The 24,429-nt window shown below is 50.9% G+C and carries 21 protein-coding genes and 1 pseudogene; 17 read left to right on the top strand and 5 right to left on the bottom strand.

Annotated elements, in window-relative coordinates:
* Positions 1–61 precede the first annotated feature (61 nt).
* The 5 genes from ACTRXD_RS08945 to ACTRXD_RS08925 all read right to left on the bottom strand — a co-directional run bounded on the left by ACTRXD_RS08945 (position 62) and on the right by ACTRXD_RS08925 (position 4,698).
* Entirely contained in the window at positions 62–940 is an 879-nt protein-coding gene (locus ACTRXD_RS08945) for an HAD family hydrolase (protein WP_442431473.1), read from the bottom strand.
* 172 nt (positions 941–1,112) lie between these two features.
* Positions 1,113–1,439 carry a pentapeptide repeat-containing protein gene (locus ACTRXD_RS08940; RefSeq protein ID WP_442431472.1) on the bottom strand — a complete coding sequence of 109 codons (327 nt, stop codon included), beginning with the start codon at positions 1,437–1,439 and terminating at the stop codon, positions 1,113–1,115.
* Positions 1,440–1,860: 421 nt separating this feature from the next.
* The gene (locus ACTRXD_RS08935; RefSeq protein ID WP_442431471.1) at positions 1,861–2,673 is read right to left on the bottom strand and encodes a CbbQ/NirQ/NorQ/GpvN family protein; all 813 of its coding nucleotides are present in this window, start codon (positions 2,671–2,673) and stop codon (positions 1,861–1,863) included.
* A 389-nt stretch (positions 2,674–3,062) separates the two neighbouring features.
* A complete protein-coding gene (locus tag ACTRXD_RS08930; RefSeq protein WP_442431470.1) occupies positions 3,063–4,019 on the bottom strand; it encodes a phosphatidylglycerol lysyltransferase domain-containing protein in 957 nt (318 codons plus the stop codon).
* A gap of 55 nt (positions 4,020–4,074) precedes the next feature.
* The gene (locus tag ACTRXD_RS08925; RefSeq protein WP_442431469.1) at positions 4,075–4,698 is read right to left on the bottom strand and encodes a YkgJ family cysteine cluster protein; all 624 of its coding nucleotides are present in this window, start codon (positions 4,696–4,698) and stop codon (positions 4,075–4,077) included.
* A gap of 204 nt (positions 4,699–4,902) precedes the next feature.
* Between ACTRXD_RS08925 and ACTRXD_RS08920 the strand changes: the two genes are divergently transcribed.
* The 17 genes and pseudogenes from ACTRXD_RS08920 to ACTRXD_RS08840 form a co-directional block, all read left to right on the top strand.
* Positions 4,903–6,399, top strand: coding sequence for a hypothetical protein (locus tag ACTRXD_RS08920; RefSeq protein WP_442431468.1), 1,497 nt, complete (start codon positions 4,903–4,905; stop codon positions 6,397–6,399).
* A 68-nt stretch (positions 6,400–6,467) separates the two neighbouring features.
* Positions 6,468–6,779, top strand: a complete 312-nt coding sequence (locus ACTRXD_RS08915) for a glutathione S-transferase N-terminal domain-containing protein (RefSeq protein ID WP_442431467.1) — start codon at positions 6,468–6,470, stop codon at positions 6,777–6,779.
* 3 nt (positions 6,780–6,782) lie between these two features.
* Positions 6,783–7,907 carry a KamA family radical SAM protein gene (locus tag ACTRXD_RS08910; protein ID WP_312743053.1) on the top strand — a complete coding sequence of 375 codons (1,125 nt, stop codon included), beginning with the start codon at positions 6,783–6,785 and terminating at the stop codon, positions 7,905–7,907.
* Positions 7,907–9,067 carry a 2'-deoxycytidine 5'-triphosphate deaminase gene (locus ACTRXD_RS08905; protein ID WP_442431466.1) on the top strand — a complete coding sequence of 387 codons (1,161 nt, stop codon included), beginning with the start codon at positions 7,907–7,909 and terminating at the stop codon, positions 9,065–9,067. Before ACTRXD_RS08910 ends, ACTRXD_RS08905 begins: the two co-directional genes overlap by 1 nt.
* 2 nt (positions 9,068–9,069) lie before the next feature.
* Positions 9,070–9,501 carry a hypothetical protein gene (locus tag ACTRXD_RS08900; protein ID WP_442431465.1) on the top strand — a complete coding sequence of 144 codons (432 nt, stop codon included), beginning with the start codon at positions 9,070–9,072 and terminating at the stop codon, positions 9,499–9,501.
* A gap of 55 nt (positions 9,502–9,556) precedes the next feature.
* Positions 9,557–10,255 (top strand): TIGR04283 family arsenosugar biosynthesis glycosyltransferase, encoded by a 699-nt coding sequence (locus tag ACTRXD_RS08895; RefSeq protein ID WP_442431464.1) that lies wholly within the window; start codon positions 9,557–9,559, stop codon positions 10,253–10,255.
* Positions 10,239–11,012 (top strand): TIGR04282 family arsenosugar biosynthesis glycosyltransferase, encoded by a 774-nt coding sequence (locus tag ACTRXD_RS08890; protein ID WP_442431463.1) that lies wholly within the window; start codon positions 10,239–10,241, stop codon positions 11,010–11,012. The genes ACTRXD_RS08895 and ACTRXD_RS08890 overlap by 17 nt, the downstream gene beginning before the upstream one ends.
* Positions 11,013–11,075: 63 nt before the next feature.
* Positions 11,076–11,810 (top strand): SDR family NAD(P)-dependent oxidoreductase, encoded by a 735-nt coding sequence (locus ACTRXD_RS08885; RefSeq protein WP_442431462.1) that lies wholly within the window; start codon positions 11,076–11,078, stop codon positions 11,808–11,810.
* A gap of 1,759 nt (positions 11,811–13,569) precedes the next feature.
* A complete protein-coding gene (locus ACTRXD_RS08880; RefSeq protein WP_442431461.1) occupies positions 13,570–14,499 on the top strand; it encodes a methyltransferase domain-containing protein in 930 nt (309 codons plus the stop codon).
* 168 nt (positions 14,500–14,667) lie between these two features.
* Positions 14,668–16,722 carry a TonB-dependent receptor plug domain-containing protein gene (locus ACTRXD_RS08875; protein ID WP_442431460.1) on the top strand — a complete coding sequence of 685 codons (2,055 nt, stop codon included), beginning with the start codon at positions 14,668–14,670 and terminating at the stop codon, positions 16,720–16,722.
* Between the two features lie 390 nt (positions 16,723–17,112).
* On the top strand, positions 17,113–17,247 hold the full coding sequence (locus tag ACTRXD_RS08870; RefSeq protein ID WP_442431459.1) for a hypothetical protein: 135 nt from the start codon (positions 17,113–17,115) through the stop codon (positions 17,245–17,247).
* Entirely contained in the window at positions 17,248–18,315 is a 1,068-nt protein-coding gene (locus ACTRXD_RS08865) for a TOMM precursor leader peptide-binding protein (protein ID WP_442431458.1), read from the top strand. It abuts the gene before it with no gap.
* On the top strand, positions 18,312–19,643 hold the full coding sequence (locus ACTRXD_RS08860) for a YcaO-like family protein (RefSeq protein WP_442431457.1): 1,332 nt from the start codon (positions 18,312–18,314) through the stop codon (positions 19,641–19,643). Before ACTRXD_RS08865 ends, ACTRXD_RS08860 begins: the two co-directional genes overlap by 4 nt.
* Positions 19,644–19,659: 16 nt before the next feature.
* The gene (locus ACTRXD_RS08855) at positions 19,660–20,484 is read left to right on the top strand and encodes a SagB/ThcOx family dehydrogenase (RefSeq protein ID WP_442431456.1); all 825 of its coding nucleotides are present in this window, start codon (positions 19,660–19,662) and stop codon (positions 20,482–20,484) included.
* 598 nt (positions 20,485–21,082) lie between these two features.
* Positions 21,083–22,324, top strand: a complete 1,242-nt coding sequence (locus ACTRXD_RS08850; protein WP_442431455.1) for a YcaO-like family protein — start codon at positions 21,083–21,085, stop codon at positions 22,322–22,324.
* Positions 22,325–22,329: 5 nt separating this feature from the next.
* Positions 22,330–23,694, top strand: coding sequence for a TfuA-like protein (locus ACTRXD_RS08845; protein ID WP_442431454.1), 1,365 nt, complete (start codon positions 22,330–22,332; stop codon positions 23,692–23,694).
* Between the two features lie 318 nt (positions 23,695–24,012).
* Positions 24,013–24,108 (top strand): annotated as a pseudogene (locus ACTRXD_RS08840) (IS5/IS1182 family transposase); the annotation flags it as partial.
* Between the last annotated feature and the right edge of the window lie 321 nt (positions 24,109–24,429).

The following is a 24,429-nucleotide window of genomic DNA, read 5'->3' as shown; positions in this document are numbered from 1 at the left end:
TGCGCAATCAGGCAAGAAAAATGACCGGAGAAAAAGAATAATGGGAAAGCCCGAAGAACAATTACGGCAGAGGAGCAGGCACCCGGGAACCTTCAACCCCTTGACGGCGACTATCGACAATTCTATCGGCAACCTCGGCAATGTGCTTTTCCAGAATGAGACGGAGATGGCTACCAGGCCGATAATCCGCGGGAGCCATGAAATGGACCCGGTCTGCGTGGAAGGTCAGTTGATAACATTTTTCAAATGACCGACGGGTCTGATCTTCCGGATTATAGACCGCCAAGGCGAACCCGCCATTTTTCTTCATGACGGTAAAGCAGGGGACGTCTGTCGGTCCATCGCCTACATAGATCATTTGTCGAAACGGCACCCGGCGACTTTCTTCGGGCATATGGTCGTTCACATCCTCTTTTAAATCCGTCAATCCTTTGTTGACCCGAAACAGGAATTGGGTTTTCTGTGTGTGGCTAATGGTGCGTTTGGGGAAACTGATGTGTCCGTCCTCCTCGTCGAATTCACAGCCGAAAATGGCGCGGACCTGGCTGGCGACCACGCTTCCTTCCAAAATAGCCTTGAGTCCGGAACTGACTACATAGTGTTCCAATCGGATGGGAACTTCCTCGTATTTGGGTTTTTTTAAAATCCCATTGAGTTCTTCAAAAAATGAGGGAACACCCGGGAAAAAGGACAATTGATTGCCCATGTCACGGAGGTCCTGATTGGAAAGCGTCCGTATGCAGGGTTCTTCCAGCATCCGTTTCATATAGGCCAACTCCTGATCGTAATCCCGGGCTTCGATCAGAGCGGTGCAGCTTTTCCAAAATGTGGATGGGTCAAGTTCGGCGTGCCGCAGAATCGTGTGATCCTGCATGTAATGCGGGCTCAACGTATGGTCGAAGTCATAGACGATAGCAATAATGTTCTGGGGTTGATTCATGAGGCTTCCCTTCCCGATTCTTGGCAAAAAGCAGTGTAAGTTGAGGAGCGAAAGGTGTCAACGAATGAGCCTGCGCGAGGAAAGAGAGCCCTGAAGGCCTTTTTCGTTTGTGGGATGCTGTCGAAGAAGAAATGATGCTTTGTGAAAGGCGGATCTGAATAAGGACGAGCTTTTATACGCCGTAGCGCATACGCGTGCCCTGCTGGTTCGAAAGAAGAATTTCCTGAGCACTGAGTTCTTTGGGAAAAAGCGTGCCGGATATCTTGGTGCCGTGAATGCTGGCCCCTTCCAAATTGCATTGGGAAAGATCTATTCCTCGAAGATCGGCCTGCCGGAAATAACTTCCCCGGAAATCCATCCCTGCCACTTCAATGCCGCGCAGATCCACATTCCGGAAATCGCAATTACTCAGATCAGGTTTCTCCCCGGTCTTGAACCGGGCATTGAATTCATAAATTTTCCCGTCTCGAAGCAGGATATACATGGGGTGGTTGGTCATTTTAGGCTTCATACCGTGATCTCTGGTTTTGTTGAGGTTACATGAGGATGATTGGTGTCGGTAATCCATTGACCGTATCGGTTGACCGTAGCCCAGAATGAAGAGCGTTAAGGCCATTTTCCCGCGTACCCCGGTAGCACCTTAGGGGACCCTGTCGAATCAAGTCAGGTCAGGAAATAGAAGGGACATGTATTCTCAAATCAACAAATAGCGGACCCCAGGGTATTCGCGAATTTAGTTGGGGATGGCTTGGAGGGTGGTAGGAAGTTCCTGGATTCTTGTTAAAAAGAGATCCAATCGGGCGGTCTTAGAGAAGAGTCTTTTTTAAACCTCCAGAACCTGGAACACGCCGTCTACATATTTTTTCTGAGCATCACGGCCTGTCCGCAGTCGGGGAGTGTCGCGGGTCGGGCAGTTCGGTTTAAAAAATTGCCTTGACGAGTTCCTGAATGCTGCGTTGCATATCGGTATCGTCGGTGATCGGGCGGGTAATGGCGGCATCGCAGGCCCGGTCGGGGGCCACGCCTTGTTGCATCAAGGTCCCTGCGTAAATCAACAGTCGGGTACTGACACCTTCTTCCAGGCCATGGTTCCGGAGATTTCGTACCTTTTCACCCAATTTGACTAACCGGATGGCCATGTCCCTGGAAATCTTTGCTTCATGCTCCACGATCCTGGTCTCGATATCTTTGGGAGGATAACCAAACTCAATGGCCATGAAACGCTGCTTGGTGCTTTGCTTTAATTCTTTTAAGACACTTTGATACCCGGGGTTATAAGAGATCACCAGCAAAAAATCATCCACGGCCTGAATCATCTGCCCTTTTTTCTCGATGGGTAAAAACCGTCGGTCATCACTCAAGGGATGGATCAGCACAGTGGTATCTTTTCGGGCTTCGACCACTTCATCCAGATAGACAAGGGCGCCATGCTTGACTCCCAAGGTGAGCGGGCCATCCACCCATACGGTTTCTTCCCCCTTCAACAGGTAGCGTCCGATCAAATCGGAGGCGGTCAGATCTTCATGACACGCAACGGTAATCAGCGGCCGATTGAGTCGATGAGCCATATGCTGGACAAACCGGGTTTTCCCGCATCCAGTAGGGCCTTTCAACATCACTGGTATTTTGTTTTTGGCACCGACGGTGAACAGATCGATTTCCCCGTTCACTTCTTGATAGAACGGCTCCTCGGTAACCCGGAATTGTTCAATACCGAATTCAAGACCCTTCATAACATTTAATCCATATTTAGGAATGAAACAGCGAAACACATGGACGGCTAGGAGAGCATTATACGGGTGTTATTTCAGGGAGGACAACCTGCATGGGCGATCGATGCATTTTCATGGGAGACTGTTGAATAATTCAAAATTTTCACCAGTTCCTCTCATGAACATTTTATGACGGAGCGAACGAGAGCAAGAAAGGAGAGTTCAAAGCGTCCATTCAGTCCCGCCCTGAACCATGCCGGAGGGAAGACCGCAGTTTTGCCTGCGACGTCCGGTAGACGTAACCGCTTGTTGGCAAGCGGAGCGTACAGGTGGATACGTGAGCATGGCCAAGGGACGACCATGCCGCCGGCGGACGTATTCACCCCTCTCCTGGGGGAGATCCAGATCACTCATGAGGGCTGGGCAATGTAGTTAGGCACTAATTGACAGGGATGATAGGCCAGTTTTGTCCTTGCTAAACTCGGTAGCCCTGAATCATCCATGGTATTCACCAATGGATAGGCCTGAAACTCGCGACAGAATTCACGGAAAAGATATTGGGCTAAACCGTAGACTGATCGATCTGCCACCTCCAGCAAGACGCAAAACACCTCCGGGGAGCGTGGGAATCCGAACGTATACGCTTTAACAGCTCCATCCACCCGGACGATTCGCCCGGTGAGACCGAGTTCACGATACTCCTGCAGTGTCACTCGATGGGCATTGGCGGCATCACGAAGCATCAGGCGAGCCACATCCTCGTTGGGTCCTAGTCGGGAAATAGGAATATCTTCCTTTTGATGGATCCAACGGTGAAAAAGGGCGAAGCACTCATCACGATCGATGATCTGGTAGGGGGCAATCCGGATGCGGTGCCTGCGAATAAAGCGATTGCACGCGGCGCGTTGGGATTTGTAGGGATTTCCTTTCAGTTGGATGAGATCGGCAGTGCGATAGAGGTAATCGGAGTCCTTTGGTAGCAGGGTGTATCCCCATTGTTGGATTTCTTCTTTTAAATCAGCGGGAATGTTTTCAATTCGCGTAACGCTGGATCCACGATTCCGGATCTCCATATACGCGGTCACTTGACTCAGCACGTCTTTGAGAGGGCTGCTGGAAGAGGGTCCGATGGGTGAATAAGGCCCAACGGGGGGAAGAGGCATAAATATCCCATCGGAATATTCCGCGAAGAGGCACAGCCAGCCGTCAATGTCCGTCCAGGAAAAGGTGAACAGGTCTTTCCAGATATAATGCGGTGGAAATGACCAGGTGCTCAAGGGGGTTTTCCCCCCGATACCTGTGGAGGCAAGGGCCTGGCTGAGACGAGCCTGATCCTTGATGGTCAATGGACTGAGATGAATGGGCATGAAAGATAGTTATACGGGATGAAGGATCTTTGGGAAAAGAGCGAGGCCGTGGCCGTCACCGCGTGTCGTGTGTATTGGAGGATCGGAGAGTCGCGGTCAGGCGGTCGAGTGTGTGCAACACGACGACGTCCGGTTGAAACGGAGTCACCAATCGAGGATGAACGGCGAGAGAATCTAGAACGTGATCAGATTCCAGATAGTTCGCAATTCTTTGGGCCTGTTCCATGAATGCCTTTGGAAGGGTCAGTGCTGAAGGTTTTTGGCCAGTTCCCCTGAGAGGGTTTTCTTCCCCGGCTTGCTCGAGAAGAAACGGGCACAACGTATCCCAACCAAGCACGACCTTCTCGTGTTGGGCATTCCACATAAGCGCGAAAGGATACAATTGGCAATCCAGAGGACGAACCTCATAAATGCGACAGTGTTGTGTGACGGAATCAAATGCCGGACAGAGAAATCCTTCCTCCTTGGGATGTCGGACAACTTCAATCTGACTACCCTGATGATCAGGAAAGGAAGAGGGAGAGATGCCGTGTGTGACGGCCTGTCGAATTTCATCTTCCGTAAAGTACGGTCTGAGGATACTGTCTTGTTCAGGAAAACGACAGCACACGTCGCATCGAAAACAGACGGCGGAGGGAACGACCTGTGGGCCAGGAATGACGGGGATGGCCTGCGGCATAAGCGTATAACTTTCATGGCGACTCGGCCCGCCATTTCATTCTGGTGCGTGCCTTGTCTGGTTTCAAGAGAGCGTGCTACGATCTTCCTTATTCTAGCAAAAGAGCCGTCATCAAGGTCCAAGCTTTTCTTTTCATGTTAAGCCCGAATTGAAGTATTTCGTGCAGGTCCAACCTCTTGTGATCGACGAGTGAAGGGCGTCAGGGTGCTTGGTCCGTTTCACCCGTCTTCCACGATTAACCCAGGATCGGTTATTTCTTCCCACGTAGAACAGTCCGGCCCCATTCTGCCATTGACTCCGTCGACATCTGACAGCCCCTACCCTCTATTTCGGGACAGGCTGATCAAGGACGGATTATTTGTGAATGGGCAGGATGATCATTGGCGAGTGGCATGTGGACCCTTTTCGCTTTCAACCGAGGAGGCCAAATTTTTTGAAGCATTAGGCCAGCATCTATTAGTGTTCTACCAGGCTTTAAACCGGTTGTATTTTGAAAGCCTGAAAGGTCTGCAACCTGGGTGGGTTCATGAATATTTGGATATCGGAAAACCGGAGGATCTTCTGGCCCTTGCACGGATGAATCGATTCAAAAATCACCTTCCAGGTGTCATTCGTCCCGATATTATTCCCACAAACGCCGGCATGGCCCTGACGGAACTTGATTCCGTCCCTGGAGGGATTGGCTTAACCGGCAGCCTGAGTCGGATGTATGCCCAGCAGGGCTTTCCTGTGTGGCCGCAGGCCGACGGCTTGGTTCAAGGGTTTTCCCATCTGCTACGAGGGGCATTGCACGGGCAGCCTCCTCGGGTGGCCATTGTCGTCTCGGATGAAGCTGAGGCCTATCGCGCCGAAATGCAATGGGTGGTGACCCAACTCAGGCAGGAAGGTTGGGAGGCCTATTGCGGGCATCCCCGTGATATTCGATTTACGGAAGAGGGTCTTTTGATTCACCATGAGGGACAGGAACAGCCTCTTTCTGTGGTTTACCGGTTCTACGAATTGTTCGATTTGAAAAATATTCCCAAAGGGGAATTGATTGCCTACAGTGCCAAAAAAGGCCGGGTTGTGGTCACCCCGCCGTATAAGCCTTGGATGGAGGAAAAGCTGGCCTTAGCGTTGTTCCACCATCCGATGTTGGAGAAATTTTGGGAGCACGAATTGAAATCCGACACGTATGACTGTCTTCGTGCCATCATTCCCGAGACCTGGATTTTGGATCCCAGACCCCTTCCGCCTTCTGCGGTGATTCCTGGCTTACGTCATGGAAATCGTGCGGTGTCGGATTGGCAGTGGTTGGGAGAAGCTACCCAAAAAGAACGTCAGTATGTCATCAAAGTGTCGGGATTTTCCGACCAGGCTTGGGGGAGCCGGGGCGTTTCGATCGGGCATGATATGTCGCAAGTCCAATGGAAAGAGGTCGTGTCCCATGCTTTGGATCAATTTGAGACGAGCCCTTCGATTCTTCAAATATTTCACAAAGGGCGACTGGTTGTGGTTGAATATTACGACAGCCATTCTGGTGATGTCGTCAGTATGGAAGGACGGGCCCGCTTATCTCCGTATTATTTCGTGAATGAGGGACAGGCCCAGTTGGGTGGTGTCCTGGCGACGGTGTGTCCCAAAGATAAAAAAATTATTCATGGAATGCGGGATGCGGTCATGGCTCCTTGTTCCATTATGGCTAGTCACCTAAGCTCATAAGGCCCAGAACGCCTGGTTCTTTCGGCCTTAGTGTATTTTTCCTCTCATGGAGAAGACCCCTAGTTGACATGTCTGATACTCTTAACCGCATGAAACTGTATCACACAGAATGGTGCCCGGAATGCCAAGTCGTCCGCGAGAGGTTGGCTGAGTTGGGTCTGTCCTACGAAGATGAAGTTGTGCCCGATGTACGACCTTTCCGGAAAAATTTGTATGAAGTCTCGGGACAGAATTATGTCCCGGTGTTGGTTCATGGAGAAACGGTGTTGACGGAGACATCCGATATCCTGGCATATCTGGACGACTACGAAGACCATGGGACTCCCTCCGGGGAAACCACCAAGCTACCCTCCAGCAACCTTGATGAAAGGAATCATTAAGCTATGGATGATTGGAAAAAGGTCCTCGCCGCAAGTATCACCAAACCCAAGGATTTAGCCAAGTATCTGGGGGTCGATCCCAAGGAGGTGGAAGCCGTCGTGGGGCCCTATCCAATGCGAATTACTCCGACAGTGCTGGCCACGATTAAAAGTAAAGGGGATGCGATCTGGAAGCAGGTAGTCCCTGAGGCCATCGAATTGGATGATATCGATGCCCCTGACGATCCGTTGGAAGAAGATACGGACAGCCCGGTTCCTCATTTGGTTCACCGATATCCTGATCGCGTATTGTTGATGGTGACCAACCAATGTCCAATCTATTGTCGGTTTTGCACGAGAAAGCGACTGGTGGGGAAACCGGGGTTTCTCAAAAAGGGTGAACTGGATCGAGCGGTGGCGTACCTTAAAGAGCATACTGAAGTACGGGATGTCATCCTGTCCGGCGGTGACCCGTTGTTGTTGCCTGATCGTCTCATTGAGAGAATTCTGAAAGGTCTTCGGTCCATCCCGCATTTAGAATTGATTCGGTTTGGGACCCGCGTGCCAGGAACTCTCCCTCAACGCATTACTCCAGAATTGTGTGAGATCGTGAAGCGCTTCCATCCAATTTATATGAATTTGCATTTCAACCATCCGGATGAGTTGACGCCGGAGGTCAAGGAGGCTTGCGGTCGATTGGCGGATGCCGGGGTGCCCTTGGGTGCTCAAACCGTATTGCTGAAAGGTGTCAATGATGACCCTGAAATCATGAAACGGCTGATGCATCAACTGTTGTTGGCCAGAGTGAAACCCTATTACCTGTATCAAGCCGATCTCACCAAGGGGACGAATCATTTCCGGACGCCGGTAGAAACGGGGTTGAAAATGATTCAATCTCTTCAAGGGCATACGAGTGGCATGGCCGTTCCCCACTTTGTCATTGATGCGCCAGGAGGTGGCGGAAAGATCCCGCTATTGCCTAACGATTATTTATTGAATTTGGATGAAAACGGGGCCGTATTAAAAAATTACGAAAATAAAACCTATCATTATCCTCAGCCGGCATCGGGAAACGGGCGTGAGCTCCCCATGGTAGGCGCCCCTGCATCCCAGGATATGTGCGGTGCCGGCGCCATGGATGACTATTAATGGTCGATGCTAAGAAGACGGGCATTCTGTCCTTTCAACACCTTCGTGCGCTGGTTCGTCAAAAGGTGATCCGGGCCGATGTGCCCATCACCTCCCGCCAAATTCAACCGGCCAGTCTCGATTTACGGCTGGGAACGAAGGCCTACCGTCTCTTGAGCAGTTTTCTGCCAGAACCCTCAGATCAGCAATCACAGTTTACAATCGAGGACCTCTACCGGTCCGATATGGTGATGTACGATATGGATCTGACCAATGGCGCAATTCTGGAAAAGGGCCATGTCTACCTCGTGCCCTTGATGGAGCGGGTGAAGCTGCCCAAAGATATCCGCGGTCGAACGAATCCAAAAAGTTCCACGGGGAGATTGGATATTTTTACCCGCGTGGTGACTGATCTCCATATGGGGTTTGATGAAATCCGCTCCGGGTATGAAGGCCCGTTATTTTTGGAAATTGTGCCCCGGTCGTTTACCATACGTGTGCAGGCTGGATTGGCCCTCAACCAATTACGATTAATGTCTGGCAAACCCATGGTCTCGGATTCAGGGTTGCGAGTCGTTCATCGCAAGACCCCGTTGCTGTATCACAATGGAGATTCCGGGAAAACGGATCTGGCCTTATCGGCCAAGGAACTCCGGGTAAATAACGGTCTGTTTTTAAGTGTCGATTTGCAAGGATCGAGTGACCATTCCGAGTCGATTGTGGGGTACCGGGCAAAAAAGAACAGCCATGTTATTGATCTCAGTCTGGTAGGCCATTATGCGGCCTCCGATTTTTGGGAACCGCTAAAACGCAATGCCACCGCTACCATGCTGTTGGAGCCGGAAGAGTTCTATATCCTGGCCTCCAAGGAACGAATCCAGGTTCCTCCTGGCTATTCATCGGAAATGGTGGCGTATGAAGCCGCCTGCGGGGAATTGCGTACCCATTATGCGGGGTTTTTCGATCCTGGGTTTGGCTATGCCAACAGCAGCCGGAAAGGCACCCAGGTGGTCTTGGAGGTCCGTCCTCACGATGTGCCTTTCCGTATTCATGACGGACAGACGTTTTTTAAGGTCGTTTACGAGAAGATGCGGGACATTCCCACGCAGTTATATGGATCGGCGTTGGGGTCTTCCTATTACCAGCAGGGCCTCACACTCAGCAAACATTTTAAGTGGTAATTATGAGTACAGAAACCGAACCACCTCAGTCGACCGACCCTGTTGCCCCCAAGCCAGTGCCTCCCCGTCCGCCAGTCAGGGATGAGGACCCGGAGGATCAAGAAAACCTGCAGATGCAGGTGGCCATGCGTATGGTGGGGTCCGCCATGGTTTTTATCGGGTTTCTGCAGGTTTTTTTGTCCGCCAGTACCGGTGCGGAAATCAGCATCTTCCCCATGATTATTTATTTTTCAGGAATGGCCATGTGGGCCTATTCCTCCGTGGACAACCTCACCGTCCGTTATACGGTGATGGCGGTGTCTCTGCTTTGCGCGATGGCATTTATGCATTTTGGAGAAGTGTTATTTTGGCATAAGTATCTGATTTACTGGGGCACGATCGGGGTCGTCGTGTTTTTTATGTTCAAAAATCCCAAGAAACCCGCCGGCTCGTAGCCCAACGTTCTTAATTCTTAGTCTTTCCTATTGTGCGTCAACCATTAGGTTTTCCATGGGCATCGCCGTGATCATTCCGGTCTTGAATGAACAGAAGGCTTTGCCGGCTCTGTTGCCCATCCTGATACCACTGGGGTTCGAGGAAATTATTGTGGTAGATGGAGGAAGCCGGGATGGCACGGTGGATGTGGCCAGAAAGATATTGGAATCGACATCCAATTTCCGCTATCAGATCATTTCCGGTCCATGTGGGCGGGCTTCCCAAATGAACGCCGGGGCAGCTTTGGCCAACTCCGAAATTTTGGTATTTTTGCATGCTGACACCCAGTTGCCAGACAATGCCAGGCAGGTGATAGCAGACGCCATGGATGATCCGCAGTGTGTCGGTGGCCGGTTTGATGTACGATTTCCACGGGACACTGGGTATGCATGGATGGTGAGCCGGCTCATGAATCTGCGCTCACGCTGGTCGGGGATCTTCACTGGCGATCAAGCCATGTTTGTGCGACGTTCCGTGTTTAAAGAGTTGGGGGGCTTTGCGAATATTCCTCTTATGGAAGATATTGAATTTAGCCGCCGGATGAAGCGAGTTGGCACGATCGCGTCTCTGCGAGCGAAGGTCATTACCTCGTTTCGTCGGTGGGAACAGCAGGGCCCTCTCCGCACAATCGTGCGCATGTGGACGCTCCGCACATGGTATTGGCTAGGATGGGATCCGCGTCGTCTTCAGCAGTATTATGACACCGTCCGGTAACGACCCAGCTGTACGTCGATCACGTCCATCACACCAGAGTCAGGGTGGGAGACGTCGATCTCTCCCGCCTGCGACGTCGGCAATTATTGTCTTTGCGAAGGCACCGGTTGCCGGTCAAGTCAAAACACGCCTATGTCCGCCTCTCACGCCTGATGAGGCAGCCAGTCTCCACGGCAGTCTCGTCTTAGATATCCTGGAGCGATGCCAATCGCTCAGGGGCTATGATCGCATCCTGGCCGGAACGCCCTCTCCCCATCATCCCTTCTTTCGGGCCATGGAGGCTCGATTTAAGATTCCGGTCTGGGATCAAATAGGGGACGATCTGGGGACTCGCATGGCATCAGCATTCAAACAAGCGCTCGGTTCCCCATATCGTTCGGTGGTGGTGATTGGAACGGACATTCCCGGCATAAATGGTCCGCTTCTCACAACGGCACTCGACAGTCTTCACGATCATGATGTCGTGTTAGGTCCCACCATGGATGGCGGGTATTATTTAATCGGGCTGCGCACTCCCGTGCCGGAACTGTTTGAGAACATACCGTGGTCCACGGAGCAGGTATATGCCCTTACAGAGCAGAAGGCAAAAATGCTGGGCCTATCGTTAAAAATCCTACCGCAACTTCGTGATCTTGATACGGTGGAGGATCTTCGCATGTGTATCCGGGATTCGAAAGATCGGCAGAATCAGATGTTTTCTTCTCGCACCAAAAATGTGTTGCAGGAGTTGGCTAAGCGATTGACCAACCGGGAATAAGGGAATAATCATTCTTTTTGAATGACGGGAGTGTCTGCACGACTATCACAGGAGAGATGAGAAATGATTGACCGTGTGGCGTTGATCACCGGCGGGGCCAGAGGAATTGGACGGGGTATCGCGCTGGACTTGGCGGACAAGGGTTGGTGGGTGGCTCTTTGCTATCGTACCAGTCAGCAGGAAGCTGAGGCAGTCAAACGTGGCATCGAGGAACGGGGTGGAAAGGCGTTGGCCATTCAATGTGATGTCTCCGACCCTGTCGCGGCAACACAGCTTGTTCAGCAGGTGGAAGGTGCCTGGGGCAAGATTGATACGCTGATTAACGGGGCCGGGCCTTACCATCGCATCTCACTGTTTGAGGAAACTGTTGAGGGATGGTCGGACATGTTCACAAATAATCTCCATCCGATTTTTTACCTCGCGAAGGCCGTGGCGCCGGGGATGAAAGCCAGAAAATCTGGCCGCATTATTTCGTTCAGCATGGCCAACGCGGACAAAATGGAAGCCCAACCGCATGTGACCGCCCATTATATAGCTAAAGCCGGCGTGCTCATTCTTACCAGGACCCTGGCGAAAATGTTGGCCCCGGATGGCATTACCGTGAATGCGATTTCACCGGGATTTATCGATTCCGGGAGCGCGCCGCCTGGAGAACTGGACGGGATAGCAAAAAAAATTCCGGCCGGTTATATCGGGGAAATCGAAGATATCGTTCAAGCCGTTCGTTATTTCCTATCTGACGAGGCTCGCTATGTGACGGGAGCCAACCTCCACGTGAGCGGCGGCTGGGGAGTATGAAAAATAGAAGAAAGGATTGATTCCGAAAATGATTGATTCTTAAAGTCTCCTCCGTTTTTGTAAAGAAGAAGCAGAGGAAAAGACTTAGTCCGACCTCCTTATCATTGGACGTGCCCTTTGTCCTAACTGCTTCCCCTCTTTTTTCGCGGCGTGTTGTTCCCAGGCCTGCAAGTTGTAATCGAAGGGCTGAAACCCAACTGGAAATGGTCAGGATAGAGTTCGAATGAAGGATATCGGAAATGCCAAGAAATCCGGGGACTGGCAGATTCCCCCTTAATCCTCTTTTACCACCTGCCCCGTCCTGCCCAACTTTTGTTGGTTTCCATAGACCTATTTAACCAGTTTTCCGAAGGAAATTGCCTTTTTTTAAAAAAGAAAAGCCCTTGAAATATGGAAAGGGTGGGCATACAATGGCGCCGATTACCACTTTCAATCATTTGCAAACGGGAGAGATCTATCGAAGAGAGTTGTTAACCACGTCACCCAGCACACTCAGTCGGAGTAGACTTTGGAGGCCTCACACGAACAGTAGGAACATCCTACAGAGAAGGGAGGCAGCACAAAAGAAGATTCTCAGCCGGTACAACAGAAGCGGCGCGGGGGAATGGTGAAGCGGACTGCGTACCGAGGAGTATGGCAGAGAAGAATCCGCCAGGGGGTTTTCCCAATCCGGTTCGGAACGACGGGATGAGTATTCTTACAGGGTAGGTTGATGATGACAGGGCAGACGGCACCTTTCCTTTTTGACTAATGAATGTTAATGATTTATCCACAAACCTCTGCCGCTGTTTCTGATTGATTAATCATTTTTCAATCTCCGCCCGAGCAGGGAACATTCTTCCGTTCATTTTCGGGATCACTTCCGAATTCAACCTTCGTATTGACCTGTCTTTCACCATTGATTTTGTCCTTCCAGTTTCCCGTCAGATTTAAGGGTTCTTTCCCTCCGCGCACCGTGTAGCGCATTTCCATTCGTCTGGTCTGAGCATCTACAACAACGATTCCCACAACCTTTTGTTATCCAAAAAGATACGCATGGTATCTAATTGGATACGAACTTATTTTTTCCTTTAAAAACCGGAAAATCAAAATGAGTGAAGAAAATTTCAAATTTAAATATTTTTTCAATGCTTTCAATCTCACCGTGATCCTTAAGGAGACTGAAGCAATTTTTAAACAAGTCGAGGACTTACTTTTGCAACTACTCGAAAATTAGGCAGGAATCCTTGGTGAGAAGGTCATGTTCATCAAGCCCGATATCTTCTGTCGGATGTTTCCCTTGGAGGTTACCGAATGTGCAGCCGGAGTGGACCCTCCTTGTGGTTCTAGGTAACTGCGGATTTTTTCATGATCTTGGCAAAGGACACCCTCAACTATGATTTGACCTGAGCGGAAATGGCGTCGGTTCCTATCGATCGCTCTTCAATGATGTATGCCGATCTCAAGGAGGTGAAGGAGAAAATGACATTCATTCAGGCAGAATCGATGAGCATCGACATAGTCCACGAACAGCCCATTTCGAGAGTCCCTCCACCATCCATTTTTCACGACAGCTTCAGTCAAAAACGAACCGTAACCTGTCGGTCGCCAGAACTTCCAAAGACAAGAGGGAGTCGTGACCCTTTCCGTTCCTTCGAAATCTTTAAGCGAAAACAATGTAGTCTAGCCTTATCAAAATATTCATGATTAAGAAGGGTTTAAAAAAGAGAGACAGAGAATGCAGGTAGTTAGTCCTTAGAAATCCTCTCCGGTGAAGCGAATGTTTACTGTAATGGGAACGATTGGCAAGAAATCGGTTCAGGAAAGCCTACTCAATGGCCACGGAAAGTTAAGAAAGTTTGGCGCAACCACGTCTTTACGACAAAGAACAGGAGAGCAAAGAAAATTACTCAGCGAGTTTTCCTCTGTCGATGGAGCAGACGATCCCCAAAGCTTGATTTGGTTTCTTGATCAGACAACCGGCAATCCACAATATTGGGCCAACCAGCAAGCACTCATACAGATGTTCAGTCCCAAAAAAGGGGCTCGGCTCTTAGACGTGGGATGCGGAATCGGCCATGACGCCTTCGCGTTAGGAGAGACGGTCGGGGAGAAAGGCCAAGGCATCTGGATCGATGCCAGTCGCCACCAGCTCAACGAAGCCAGGAAACGGGCCAAAGAACTGCCCATCAATGTGGAATCTGGGCTGGGGGACGCGCAGCAACTTGAGTTTCCCGATCGCACTTTTGACGGATGCTGGGCCAGCCGTGTGCTCATGCATCTTCCCAACCCTCGAAAGGCAGCACGTGAGATGTTTCGCGTCCTCAAATCCCGCGGAACAATCCTTTCGCTGGAAGCCGACTGGGACACTCTGGTCATCACCACCGGCAGTGCCAGGCGCAGCACCATGCTCCGCAGACTCCTTCAAAACGGTATTCGGCATCCGGGAATGGGACATGCCCTTCCGGTGATCTTTAAAGAAGCCGGATTCGAGGGCATCGCCGTGGGGGCAGGAACCTATGTATTTTCCGACTTGGCCCTGGCCAACCTAGCCTGGAGAATCGGGCCGACTGTGGCCCTTGCCGTGAAGGCGGGCAAACTTTCTGGCCGAAAGGCAGAAACCTTAATGCAAGAACTGGCAAAGGATAATACGGCTGGGAAATTTTTTGGGGCGGCAACCGGATTTTATATTATGGGGACTAGGCCATGAGGACGGGGGTAACCAGATTGATAAAAATGGGAAAATCAGGATACGGGAACCATATAAAGGAGGCCTCCTATCTTCTATGAAAGCAAGGGGCGCACCCTGCGGGCCATATTAAAGAAGCAGCTGGGTGACGTAGAACCAGGTGAAAGCTAACAAGAACGAATGAGTCCAATGGAAAAGCGTTTTATTCACTTCTTATTCTCCGGGCTCATAGGCGGCACCCTCTGCCTCTTTGCCAATACGAACCTCTATGCAGGTTCAGAAGAACAGAACCAAACGACTCCGGCAGCCATTGATCTGGCCCTCATCAAAGAAGATTTAGAATTCCTCAAAGAAGAAAACGTCAGTATTGCCGCTGCGCATGAGCAGCCAATTTCAGAGGCTCCCTCCAATGTCTATGTCATTACCGATGCAGACATCCGCCAATCCGGAGCAACGGATCTGCCCACCGTCCTCCGGCGTATACCCGGTCTGGAAGTCATCCAAATGACCGGTGCCGATTTCAACGTCAGCATGAGGGGGGACAATCAATCCAGAGCCAACAAACTCTTGGTGTTGGTGGATGGGCGTTCGATCTACCTGGATCCCCAGGGGGAAATGCTGTGGAAAGCAATTCCAATTACCTTGCCGGAAATCAAGCAAATCGAAGTACTCAAAGGCCCCGCTTCGGCGATCTATGGATTCAATGCGTATGATGGCGTCATCAATATTATTACGAAGAGCGCGGAAGAAATGAAGGGGCTCACGGTTCAAGCTGGTGGGGGAGAATTTTCCACCGTCATGCTTTCAGCCATATATGGAGGACGGTTTGAAGATCTCTCCTATCGCATCTCCTATGGCTATGATCAGACCAATGAATGGGATGACCGCGACAAGAAAGCCTTCGGGTCAAACAAATTCAACATTGCCACGACCTATGCGCTTCCAGATGATACCGCCGTGAAACTATCCGGGGGGTTTTTGACTTCGAGTCAGTATGAGGGTCCAATTGTTGATACGGTCGTGATCTCTCAGGAACCTGAGCAAGGGTATGTCAATGCGGCCTATGAGGGAGCCAACTATTTTCTCAGGGGATATTGGACTAACCTCCAGCAGCCAGGCGACGTAAACGCCTTTTCGCCGAACATTTCACCCTTTATCAGTTTCTTCAGTCCAGAAAACGGTAGTTCAAAGCAAAACTTGAATTGGAATAGCTATAACGTTGAGGGTCAGCACCGCCTGAGAATGGGGGCAACCAGCGAGCTGACCTACGGCCTCAACTATCGATATAACAGCACGACCAGCAACTTTCTCTCCGGTTCTAACCATGAAAATCGGTTGGGGCTGTACGTGCAAGAGGAATGGAAGCCCATTTCGATGCTTACTGCGGTGGCGGGGCTTCGTTTTGATATGGACACCTATATCAATCCGACCTATAGCCCGCGGGGCTCTCTGATTTTCAAGCCATCTGAAAACCATTCCTTTCGTCTGACCGCTGCGATAGCCTACCGCGCTCCCACGATTTTTGAAACGCATACGGACTCACGAGCGGCCGTCACTTTCCCGGGGTTTCCCCCCTTCGTTCCCCCCTCCACCACAATAGGTTCCTTGACTGGATCGGAAAATCTCAAACCGGAAAAAATCACCTCGTATGAGTTGGCCTATCAGGGGTGGTTTTTCAAACATCGACTCAGAACACAAGCTGCCGTCTTTCTCAATAACCTGAAGGATTTGATCGGACAGGAAAATACCGGAGTCGGACCAAGCCTCACCTTTGCCAATGCATCCGGGGAAGCCACCATTCAAGGGGTAGAGGGGGGAGCCGAGTTTCTGATGATGCCCTGGCTGACAGGCTTCGCCAATGTCTCCTACCAGGACATCAGCCAAAGCCTTGTAGGAAGAGTCAGACGAGGAGGCCCCCAATGGAAGGTCAATGGTGGCCTGCGGGCAGATTTGGACAATGGCCTCAACGGAGAGGCAGCGTTTCATTTTGTCGGGTCAGCGGATTATCCCATTGGCCCGTTATTCACGACGTTCTCAACCTTCCCAGGCGGATTTCCTGCACCGAACGAAAGGGTAGGCAGCTATATCCTACTCAACCTTCGCGGGGGCTATCGGTTTTGGAACAATAGGGCGGAATTAGCGGTTTCAGCATTCAATGCCCTGAATGACAAACATAAAGAAAATCCACTCGGGGAAACCATCAAAAGCCGGGTGCTGTGCTGGCTGACTATTAGATTGCCGTAAGTGCAAAGATAGTAAGAGTTGCAAACACCTACAAAAAATATTGAAGGAGGTTAGGTAAGGTAAATTCCCCAACCTGGACATTCTGTGACACACAAGTTTTAGAAAAATTTTGGTTACTAATTAATTATCGTCAGGAGGCCTTAAAGGGCCACAAACTTCAATCAATAAGGGAGGTGTAAGATGCCAGATGTAGAGACAAGAGACAAGAGAGAGGCATTTGCTTTTACGGATAAAGGAGGCGGCCGGCCTGGGATAGTTTCAGAGGCCGTCTGTGATACTGCGGGCCTCCACAATCCGACGACTTGGGAAGCTGTCAAAGGTATTACAATAGGCGATTTGATGAGGTTATCGGGGTTTCGCGAAAGGACGCCCCCCGCTAGAGAGGGAGCAATGAAAATAACTCATGACCAAATGGCAAGTGTCATTAAGGCGCTTGAGCTTCATACAGGAATGAACTATTTAGGCTCCCACGGGGCTGCTGCTGAAGCCGAGTATGCCTGCGAAGCCTGTTGCACGTGTGGATAAATGAAGTTGAAGGCATCATCGATCCAAATCATTAGGCTGAAGGATGGCATCCTCCTTAAGCGAGGGTGTACGGAGGTCAAGGTGCCCGATGGCGCCATAGAGATAGTGGCGCATATCCTGAACCTTGCTGATGAGAAGGGCCTCACCCGTGAAGAGATCTTCAATCAGTTCAGCCCTGATGACCGTCAGGCTGTAGAGCATCTCATTGACATGTTGCTCGCTAGGCGCCTCCTGGTGCCTAGCGAGGTGACTGAACCCTCCCCCAATATTCCCGAAAGCTCGTTAGATATTTTTTATTGGCATTTCGGGGTTTCTACTGATCAGGTCACCACACGATTGAACAGTCGGAACCTCGTCATCATTGGGGTGAACAGTATTTCCCGACGCCTCATTTCCTCCCTCACCGACGTAGGGGTAGAAAATTTTCAGGTGGTGGATGACCCCTGCATGCGCAATCCTGACCTGTTCGATGATGAAGGGAATTTGTTGGAGGCCAGGTGGTCTCCCAACCTCAGCGAACCCATGGAGTTGAGGGAATGGGAAGACCACATCGAGCCCGCGTCTGTAAATTGCATCATTGCTGCCTCTGACTTGGGAACTCACCAGGGCATACGGGATTGGAATGCGTTCTGTGTCAAAAATCGCTGCCACTTTCTTCCGGTGATCCTCCAGGATTTGATAGGGTATGTTGGGCCGTTGGTTGTTCCGGGTGAAACGGCTTGTTATGAATGTCTGCGCCAACGCCAGAATGCTCACATGAATGATCCAGAAGTTCAGCGTGCATCAGAAATTATTACGTCAAACGGTCAAAAAGTGGTCGGTTTTCATCCCTCCATGGCTTCAATCCTAGGGGACATTGCGGCTTTCGAACTGACGAAGCTGTATAGCGATGTCCTCCCTTTGCGGAGTATTGGTAATCAAATCGAGGTCAATCTGTTGACATCCAAGATAATGAAAAGAAAAGTGTTGAAAGTTCCAAGATGTGCGGTCTGTAGCCCCCTGACCACTCGATCCTTTGCGACCACGTACAAATCAAACTTCGTCCCTCGCGGAGGAAAGATCACTTGATTCCTTCAACCCCGGACTTGGAACAGCTTTCTTACCTGGTTGAAAATCTCGTAGACCGATCGGTGGGGATTATCCGAGATGTTTCTCAAGCTCCACGCCAACCGGGGGCACCCGCGTTTTTTCATTATGCGGCCAAAGCCTGTAACACGCTTGCTTTGTGCCAACAAAGAAATTTTTCAAGTGCGGGCGGGGCATCAACAAACAGGGCCATTGCCTTGGCTAAGGCTCTCGGAGAAGCCGTGGAACGATATTGTTCTGCGATGTATAACAAAGAGGAGCTACCCCTTACGTCTTTTGCCGAGGCGTCATTCCCATGTATTCACCCCAGCGATTGGGCGCTTTTCAGTGAGAAACAGTATTCTCAACCGGGTTTTCGTTTTTCTCCCTTTGATAGCCACACTCCTATTCGATGGGTCCAAGCCTCTGATCTCGTCAAAGACAAGCCCTGCTACGTCCCAGCCGCCATGGTGTTCACTCCCTATTTCTTCGATAGGGAGAAGAAAGAGCACCCCATAACTCAGCCGATTTCTACCGGACTGGCCTGCCATGGCGGTCGAACGAAAGCCATTCTTTCGGCAATTTGCGAGGTTATCGAGCGCGATGCCTTTACCATTACCTGGCAAGCGCGCCTAGGCCGGCACCACATCAAAGTTGAAACATTAAGCGCCGGTAATCGGGACCTCGTTCAGCGGTTGGAACGAATCAACAGTACCGTCACGCTCCTCGATCTCACTATGGACGTGGGCATTCCTACCATACTTTCTGTGTTGCAAAGTCAGGTCCCTGACGCGCCGGCTTTGGTGTTCGCGGCTTCAGCGGCTTTGGATCCCGAGGAAGCGGTCAGGAAAAGTCTGGAGGAATTGGCGCATACGAGACGTCTGGCTCAAAGTCTCAAGACCAACCTCCCTCCCTGTATTCCGGAACTAAATTTTGAAAACATTGTGAACCAGGATATTCATGTTCAGTTGTATTGTGACCATAACAATACTCACCTGGCCGACTTCATGTTTGAATCTCAACAACGAATTGGATTTGATGAAATTGAAAATTTGGCGTCAGGAGATCCGGAGATTGATTTAAGCATTATCCTTGAAAAGATGAATAAGCTGGGTCACCGTGTTCTTGTGGTGGACTTGACAACCCCTGATGTCACCGAATTGGGGCTGTATGTCGTTCGAGCCCTGATTCCCGGCTTTCATCCTCTATTCATGGGACATGGGGTACGTGCCCTCGGTGGGGACCGTCTTTGGGAAGTCCCCCAAAGACTTGGATACAAGGGTATTTCCAAATCCACAGGGGACAACCCCGCCCCACATCCGTATCCCTAATTAAGGAAGTATTCCTGTGTTTGAAAAAAACCTGTGGGAAAATACCCTCATCCCTCCTGGAAACGAGGATCAGTTATGGGAACTATTCCATGAGAACTCCAAAATGGGCCGGTTTTATTTGGTAATGCCACGAGAAGAAGTTATAAAAAAAATCGAGGCGCTGCAAGAGTCCCTACCATATGAAGGATATCCTGTCGTTGACTTGCCTGATGCCTGTTTGTCACAGGACTTCTCCCTCGAACAGGCCATAAGGACTCGTACGTCTGATCGGGATCTTGTTCCCTGCTTATTGAACCTCACGCAAATTTCTACACTCCTTTACTCGGCTTATGGTGTCACCCGTGACAATAAGGGCACTGGTTTTCCCAGACCGTTCCGTGTGGTGCCATCGGGGGGTGCACTGTATCCTTTAGAGTTGTTTTTCCACAGTGCGCAAATCGAAGGGCATCCGCCTGGGCTATACCATTACAATGCCGCCCAACATTGCCTGCGCCGACTTGAGACGGGTGATGCTACCCAACAAATTTCTAAATCGCTGGTTCAACCTGAGTTAGCATTGGGAGCTTCCCTGGTGGTTTTCATAACTGCTGTGTTTGAGCGTTCTGTCTTCAAGTACGGTGACCGGGGGTATCGCTTTATATTCATTGAGAGTGGCCATATTGCACAAAACCTCAATCTTTGTTCAAAAACGCTCGGCTTAGGGTCTGTGAATATTGGTGGATTCTATGACCGAGAGATCGACGACTTTTTGGGCATTGATGGAATCACCCATTCCACCATTTACATGATGGCCATCGGGAAGAAGAGTGATAGTGATCACGAGAATACCGATTCTTCGTAATGCCAATTGCGAACACGTTGTATGACTGCCAATCGAACCGTAAAGGCACAGGATTGAATGTTGGGGCCAGGAAGTAGATGTGGACCGGCCTGCATTCTTCAAGCTCAATTTGGTCAGGTTTCCTAGGCAGAGCCAATTATCCGCCTGGTTTCTAGTAGAGTAGCCAACTCACTTGTGACTGATCGGGCTCACTTCTAGTTTGTCACGCCTGAATCGAGACGTGAGTCCAATCATAAGGAGCCATCAAATGGAAACATCTCCCTACCCCAAAATACCGACTTTACGCGTGATGTGCTTGGCCGCTTTATCTTTAATGGCCTGGATGAAGCAACGAGCAGTACCCCGGAGGGAGGTAACCACGGGGAAGCTCGTGATTTTGACTTCATCATCATTGGCGGATGAACTTTTGGTTCAGCGATTGCCCAGCAGCTGTTTGCTAATGACTATACGCGCAGCCCAGCATTTTGGTTCTGGAATGAGGCCTTTTACTTATCCCTGAACATGATCAAAGCATGCCTCCGGGCGTTGGACACCCCGTCGAACCCATGGAACTCAAAACCAGAAGGTACAATCTGCTAAGGTCTGCCAGGTGAGCTCAATGGGTTACGAGACAGATCCGCAGGAATGGGCATTCTCGCCCAGTCGCAAGATCAGTCGCCTTTCCCACCGGACCGTACCTCTGCACGAGACGGAGACGCGAGTTCTGCTGTGTAAGGATCGTGTCCCCATCACACGAATTGCGGACCTGACACCCCTTGACCCGCTACGTTTACCGGTTTTCAGCGCCATTACTCCCCTTGCCCGCGATCTGACCACCCATATGGGCAAAGGGATTGATGCAGAGAGTGCTCGGGTAAGTGCGTTAATGGAGGCGGTCGAGCGTGTGTCTGCTGAGGAGACATCACGGCCGACCACGTCCACCAGTTTTGAAGAGTTAAAGGCAGCTGGACGTCGCGTCGTAGATCCCAGAAGTTTCGACCTTCCCTTTGATTCGTGTTTCCGTGTCGATCTTCCCATCTCCTGGGTCGAAGGGTGGGATTTACTGTGTAACGAAAGCGTTTGGGTACCACTTGATCTTGCAGTCAGTCCTCCGCGAGAAGGAGTTCTCCCGCAGGTAGACACAAATGGGCTGGCGTCCGGAAACACTCTGCTCGAGGCGGTGGTACATGGCCTGTGCGAGGTCATCGAACGTGACGCGATTGGGGTTCGTTTGTTCGGGTCCATGTTTGGAGGCTCTGAAAACAATTTCCATGAAGGGCGCTGGATTGCCCCGCAGTCCCTCCCGGAAGAAAGCCGCAGGTGGATTGAGCGAATTAATGCCACAGGCCAGCGCTTACAGATTGAAGATATTACGACCGATATCGGAGTAGCTGTTTTTAGGAGCGTGCTAATTGATCATGCATATCCGTCCGGAGGTCGCTTCAAGGCCCGGAGATTCATTGGGTTTGGAGGAGGTCCGTCTCCAGAGGTAGCAGTCCTACGATCCATCACAGAGGCAATCCAGGCCCGTGTCGGAGTCGTCCAAGGTGCGCGTGACTCGTTTAATTTGATATCCAGTCCCTGGAGACGTTCGACTCCGACGGCCCATCTGAATGATTTCCAAACGCATCACTGGGCGTCATTTGCGACCGTTCCGACATTCGAGGCGAGCGACCTGCTCGAGGATCTTGAATTTTTGCTCGAACGCCTCAGGCTCACTGGGTTTGCGCGGGCGCTTGTTTTTAATCTGACCCGCGCCGAGTTCGGTATTCCAGTCGTCAGAGTGCGAATACCTGGCCTCACCTCATTTGCATTCAATCGGCGTCGAATTGGTTGGCGCTGTTTTCGCTATCTTCTGTAAGCATCATGATTGCCCTTCCAATTGTATATGCTGGTCCCAGCCTGCCTCCAGAAGAGGTTCAAATGTGGTTGCCGGATGCTCAGATCCTTCCACCAATACAGCGGGGCGATCTGTATCACGCCCGGATGCTGGGATTTTCTTTTTTCCTCATTATCGATGGTGTCTTCTTCAACGAGTTGGCCGTTTCCCCACGGGAGATCCTTGATGTTCTTCAAGATGGTGGAGTAGTGCTGGGGGCTTCCAGCATGGGCGCGCTCCGGGCTGCCGAGTGCTGGCCGGCCGGTATGCAGGGAGTTGGATCAATCTATCGATTATTTCGCCGGGGATCCTTGATGTCAGACGACGAAGTCGCGGTGGTCTTCAACCCGGAAATCCCCCTTCTAACTGCATCCGTCCCACTAATTAATGTGCGCTATGCACTGTCACATGCCGTGCGCGAACGGAGGCTGGCCAAGACTCAGGCCGACCGCGTGCTCACCGTTGCTCGCGAGTTATTCTATGCAGAGCGGGTTTGGATGTCGATCCTGCAAGGAGCCGGAATTCCCGACGAAGATGGCAGCCTTGTCACATTTTTGCGAACCCATGACCTGAAAAGGATTGACGCCAATCGGGCTCTGAGGACGGCTATGTCAATGATTCAAAAGAACCCCGAGCTATTACAGCGTCCGCGGGCTGCAATGAGCCCGTTTGTTTCCCAGCAGTATACCCGTGAACTGCCACATGATCCAATCGGTAGTGACGAACCAAACGAGCTCAAGGATAAGATCTGGCGCTGGCTAATGGCGAGTGGCCGATATCGTTGGTATATTTTGCCCTTGCTCAGCCTGCTCCCGTCCTGGGCTGGGGATGGATCTGGCGGCTCTGTGCTCGACAAATCGATCGTTGATGACTTCCTTGTTGGCAAAACTGGCATGGATCGGAATCGCTGGCTAGAGCATCGTGCAGTCAGGATTGAGGACTTGGCTCGTTCCCTTGCTCGCCAGACGGATTTGGTACACCTTTGCAAGGACTTGGTTGAACATGAACAAGTCATTGTAGATGCCCTATGGGGGGAACTTGTGATTTCTGGGGAATTGGACCCAATGATTTACCGGTTTCGGGCATTTACCCAAGCGGCTGCGGAGGCGCGCGCGCGGTCGTGGAAACCGAGTTCGGAGCACCGATTTCTTGCCGATGGCGAGATCGCCAATGTTCACGGTTTTGGGAGCTGGGAGGCGCTGCAGGCCGAACTTGGTTCTCATGACAAATTGTGGTCATGGATCATGGACTACCGAGAGGATTTGTCTCTGGCCAAGAGATTCCGCGAGGAGTTGTTCACGGTTCCTGGAGTGGGTTTCCTATCACCTGAAGCCGAGGACCAGCGTTCCTAACATGATGATGTGACCTAGGTTGATAGGCGAATGAATCGAGGGGTATGGAGAAAAATTATTTACCGGGCCAGTCAGCAATTGGTGGGTCGGCAGCACACCCGTGGGACCAAGGGTCACATCGAACTCTAGGTGATGGGAACAGTCTCGCCACTGGCGAAGCAGAATTTGAAAACACGGGGAATAAGGGTTGATGAAAACGTTGATACACGTTGCCATTTCATGGATTAAGGAACCTTTAGGGCACGGGCCTTGGTCTGGCCTCCACCAACGATTCCGGCGGTGGGAAAAAGCGGCATCTAGCACATGATTTTCAATACCCTGGCGGTCGATGCCGACACGGAATGGCTGATGATCGATGCCACAATCATTCGCGCCCATCAACACGCCGCAGGCGTAAAAGGGGGCAGGATCGGGGTCTTTACTTTTAGAAGGGCAGGACCTCTACTAACTGCGGAAATCCTCCCATCGAGCTCCCCTTGCGTTTTCACTTTGCGAACGACTTCCATCAAGAGGCCAACTGTATGGGCAGCCAAAAAAAAAGAGAAACTAAGCCGTTTAAATTCCGCAGGTTCGTGAGGTTGAAAGGTGGCGAATATTTTTTCGCACCCAGTTTTGGTCATTAAAAGAATATAGGAAGGATGAATAAGCCTAGCAAAAAGAGCTGAAGCTAGTAAGCACATCTCTTTAAAATATATTACGGCTCACATAGGTTCTGGATCTCCCTTGAGGTCCAGC

The sequence above is a fragment of the Nitrospira sp. T9 genome, assembly GCF_052156535.1.
Lineage (GTDB): Bacteria > Nitrospirota > Nitrospiria > Nitrospirales > UBA8639 > Nitrospira_E.
The sequence above is the reverse complement of the archived record's forward strand: the minus strand, read 5'-3'. Positions and strand labels throughout refer to the sequence as shown.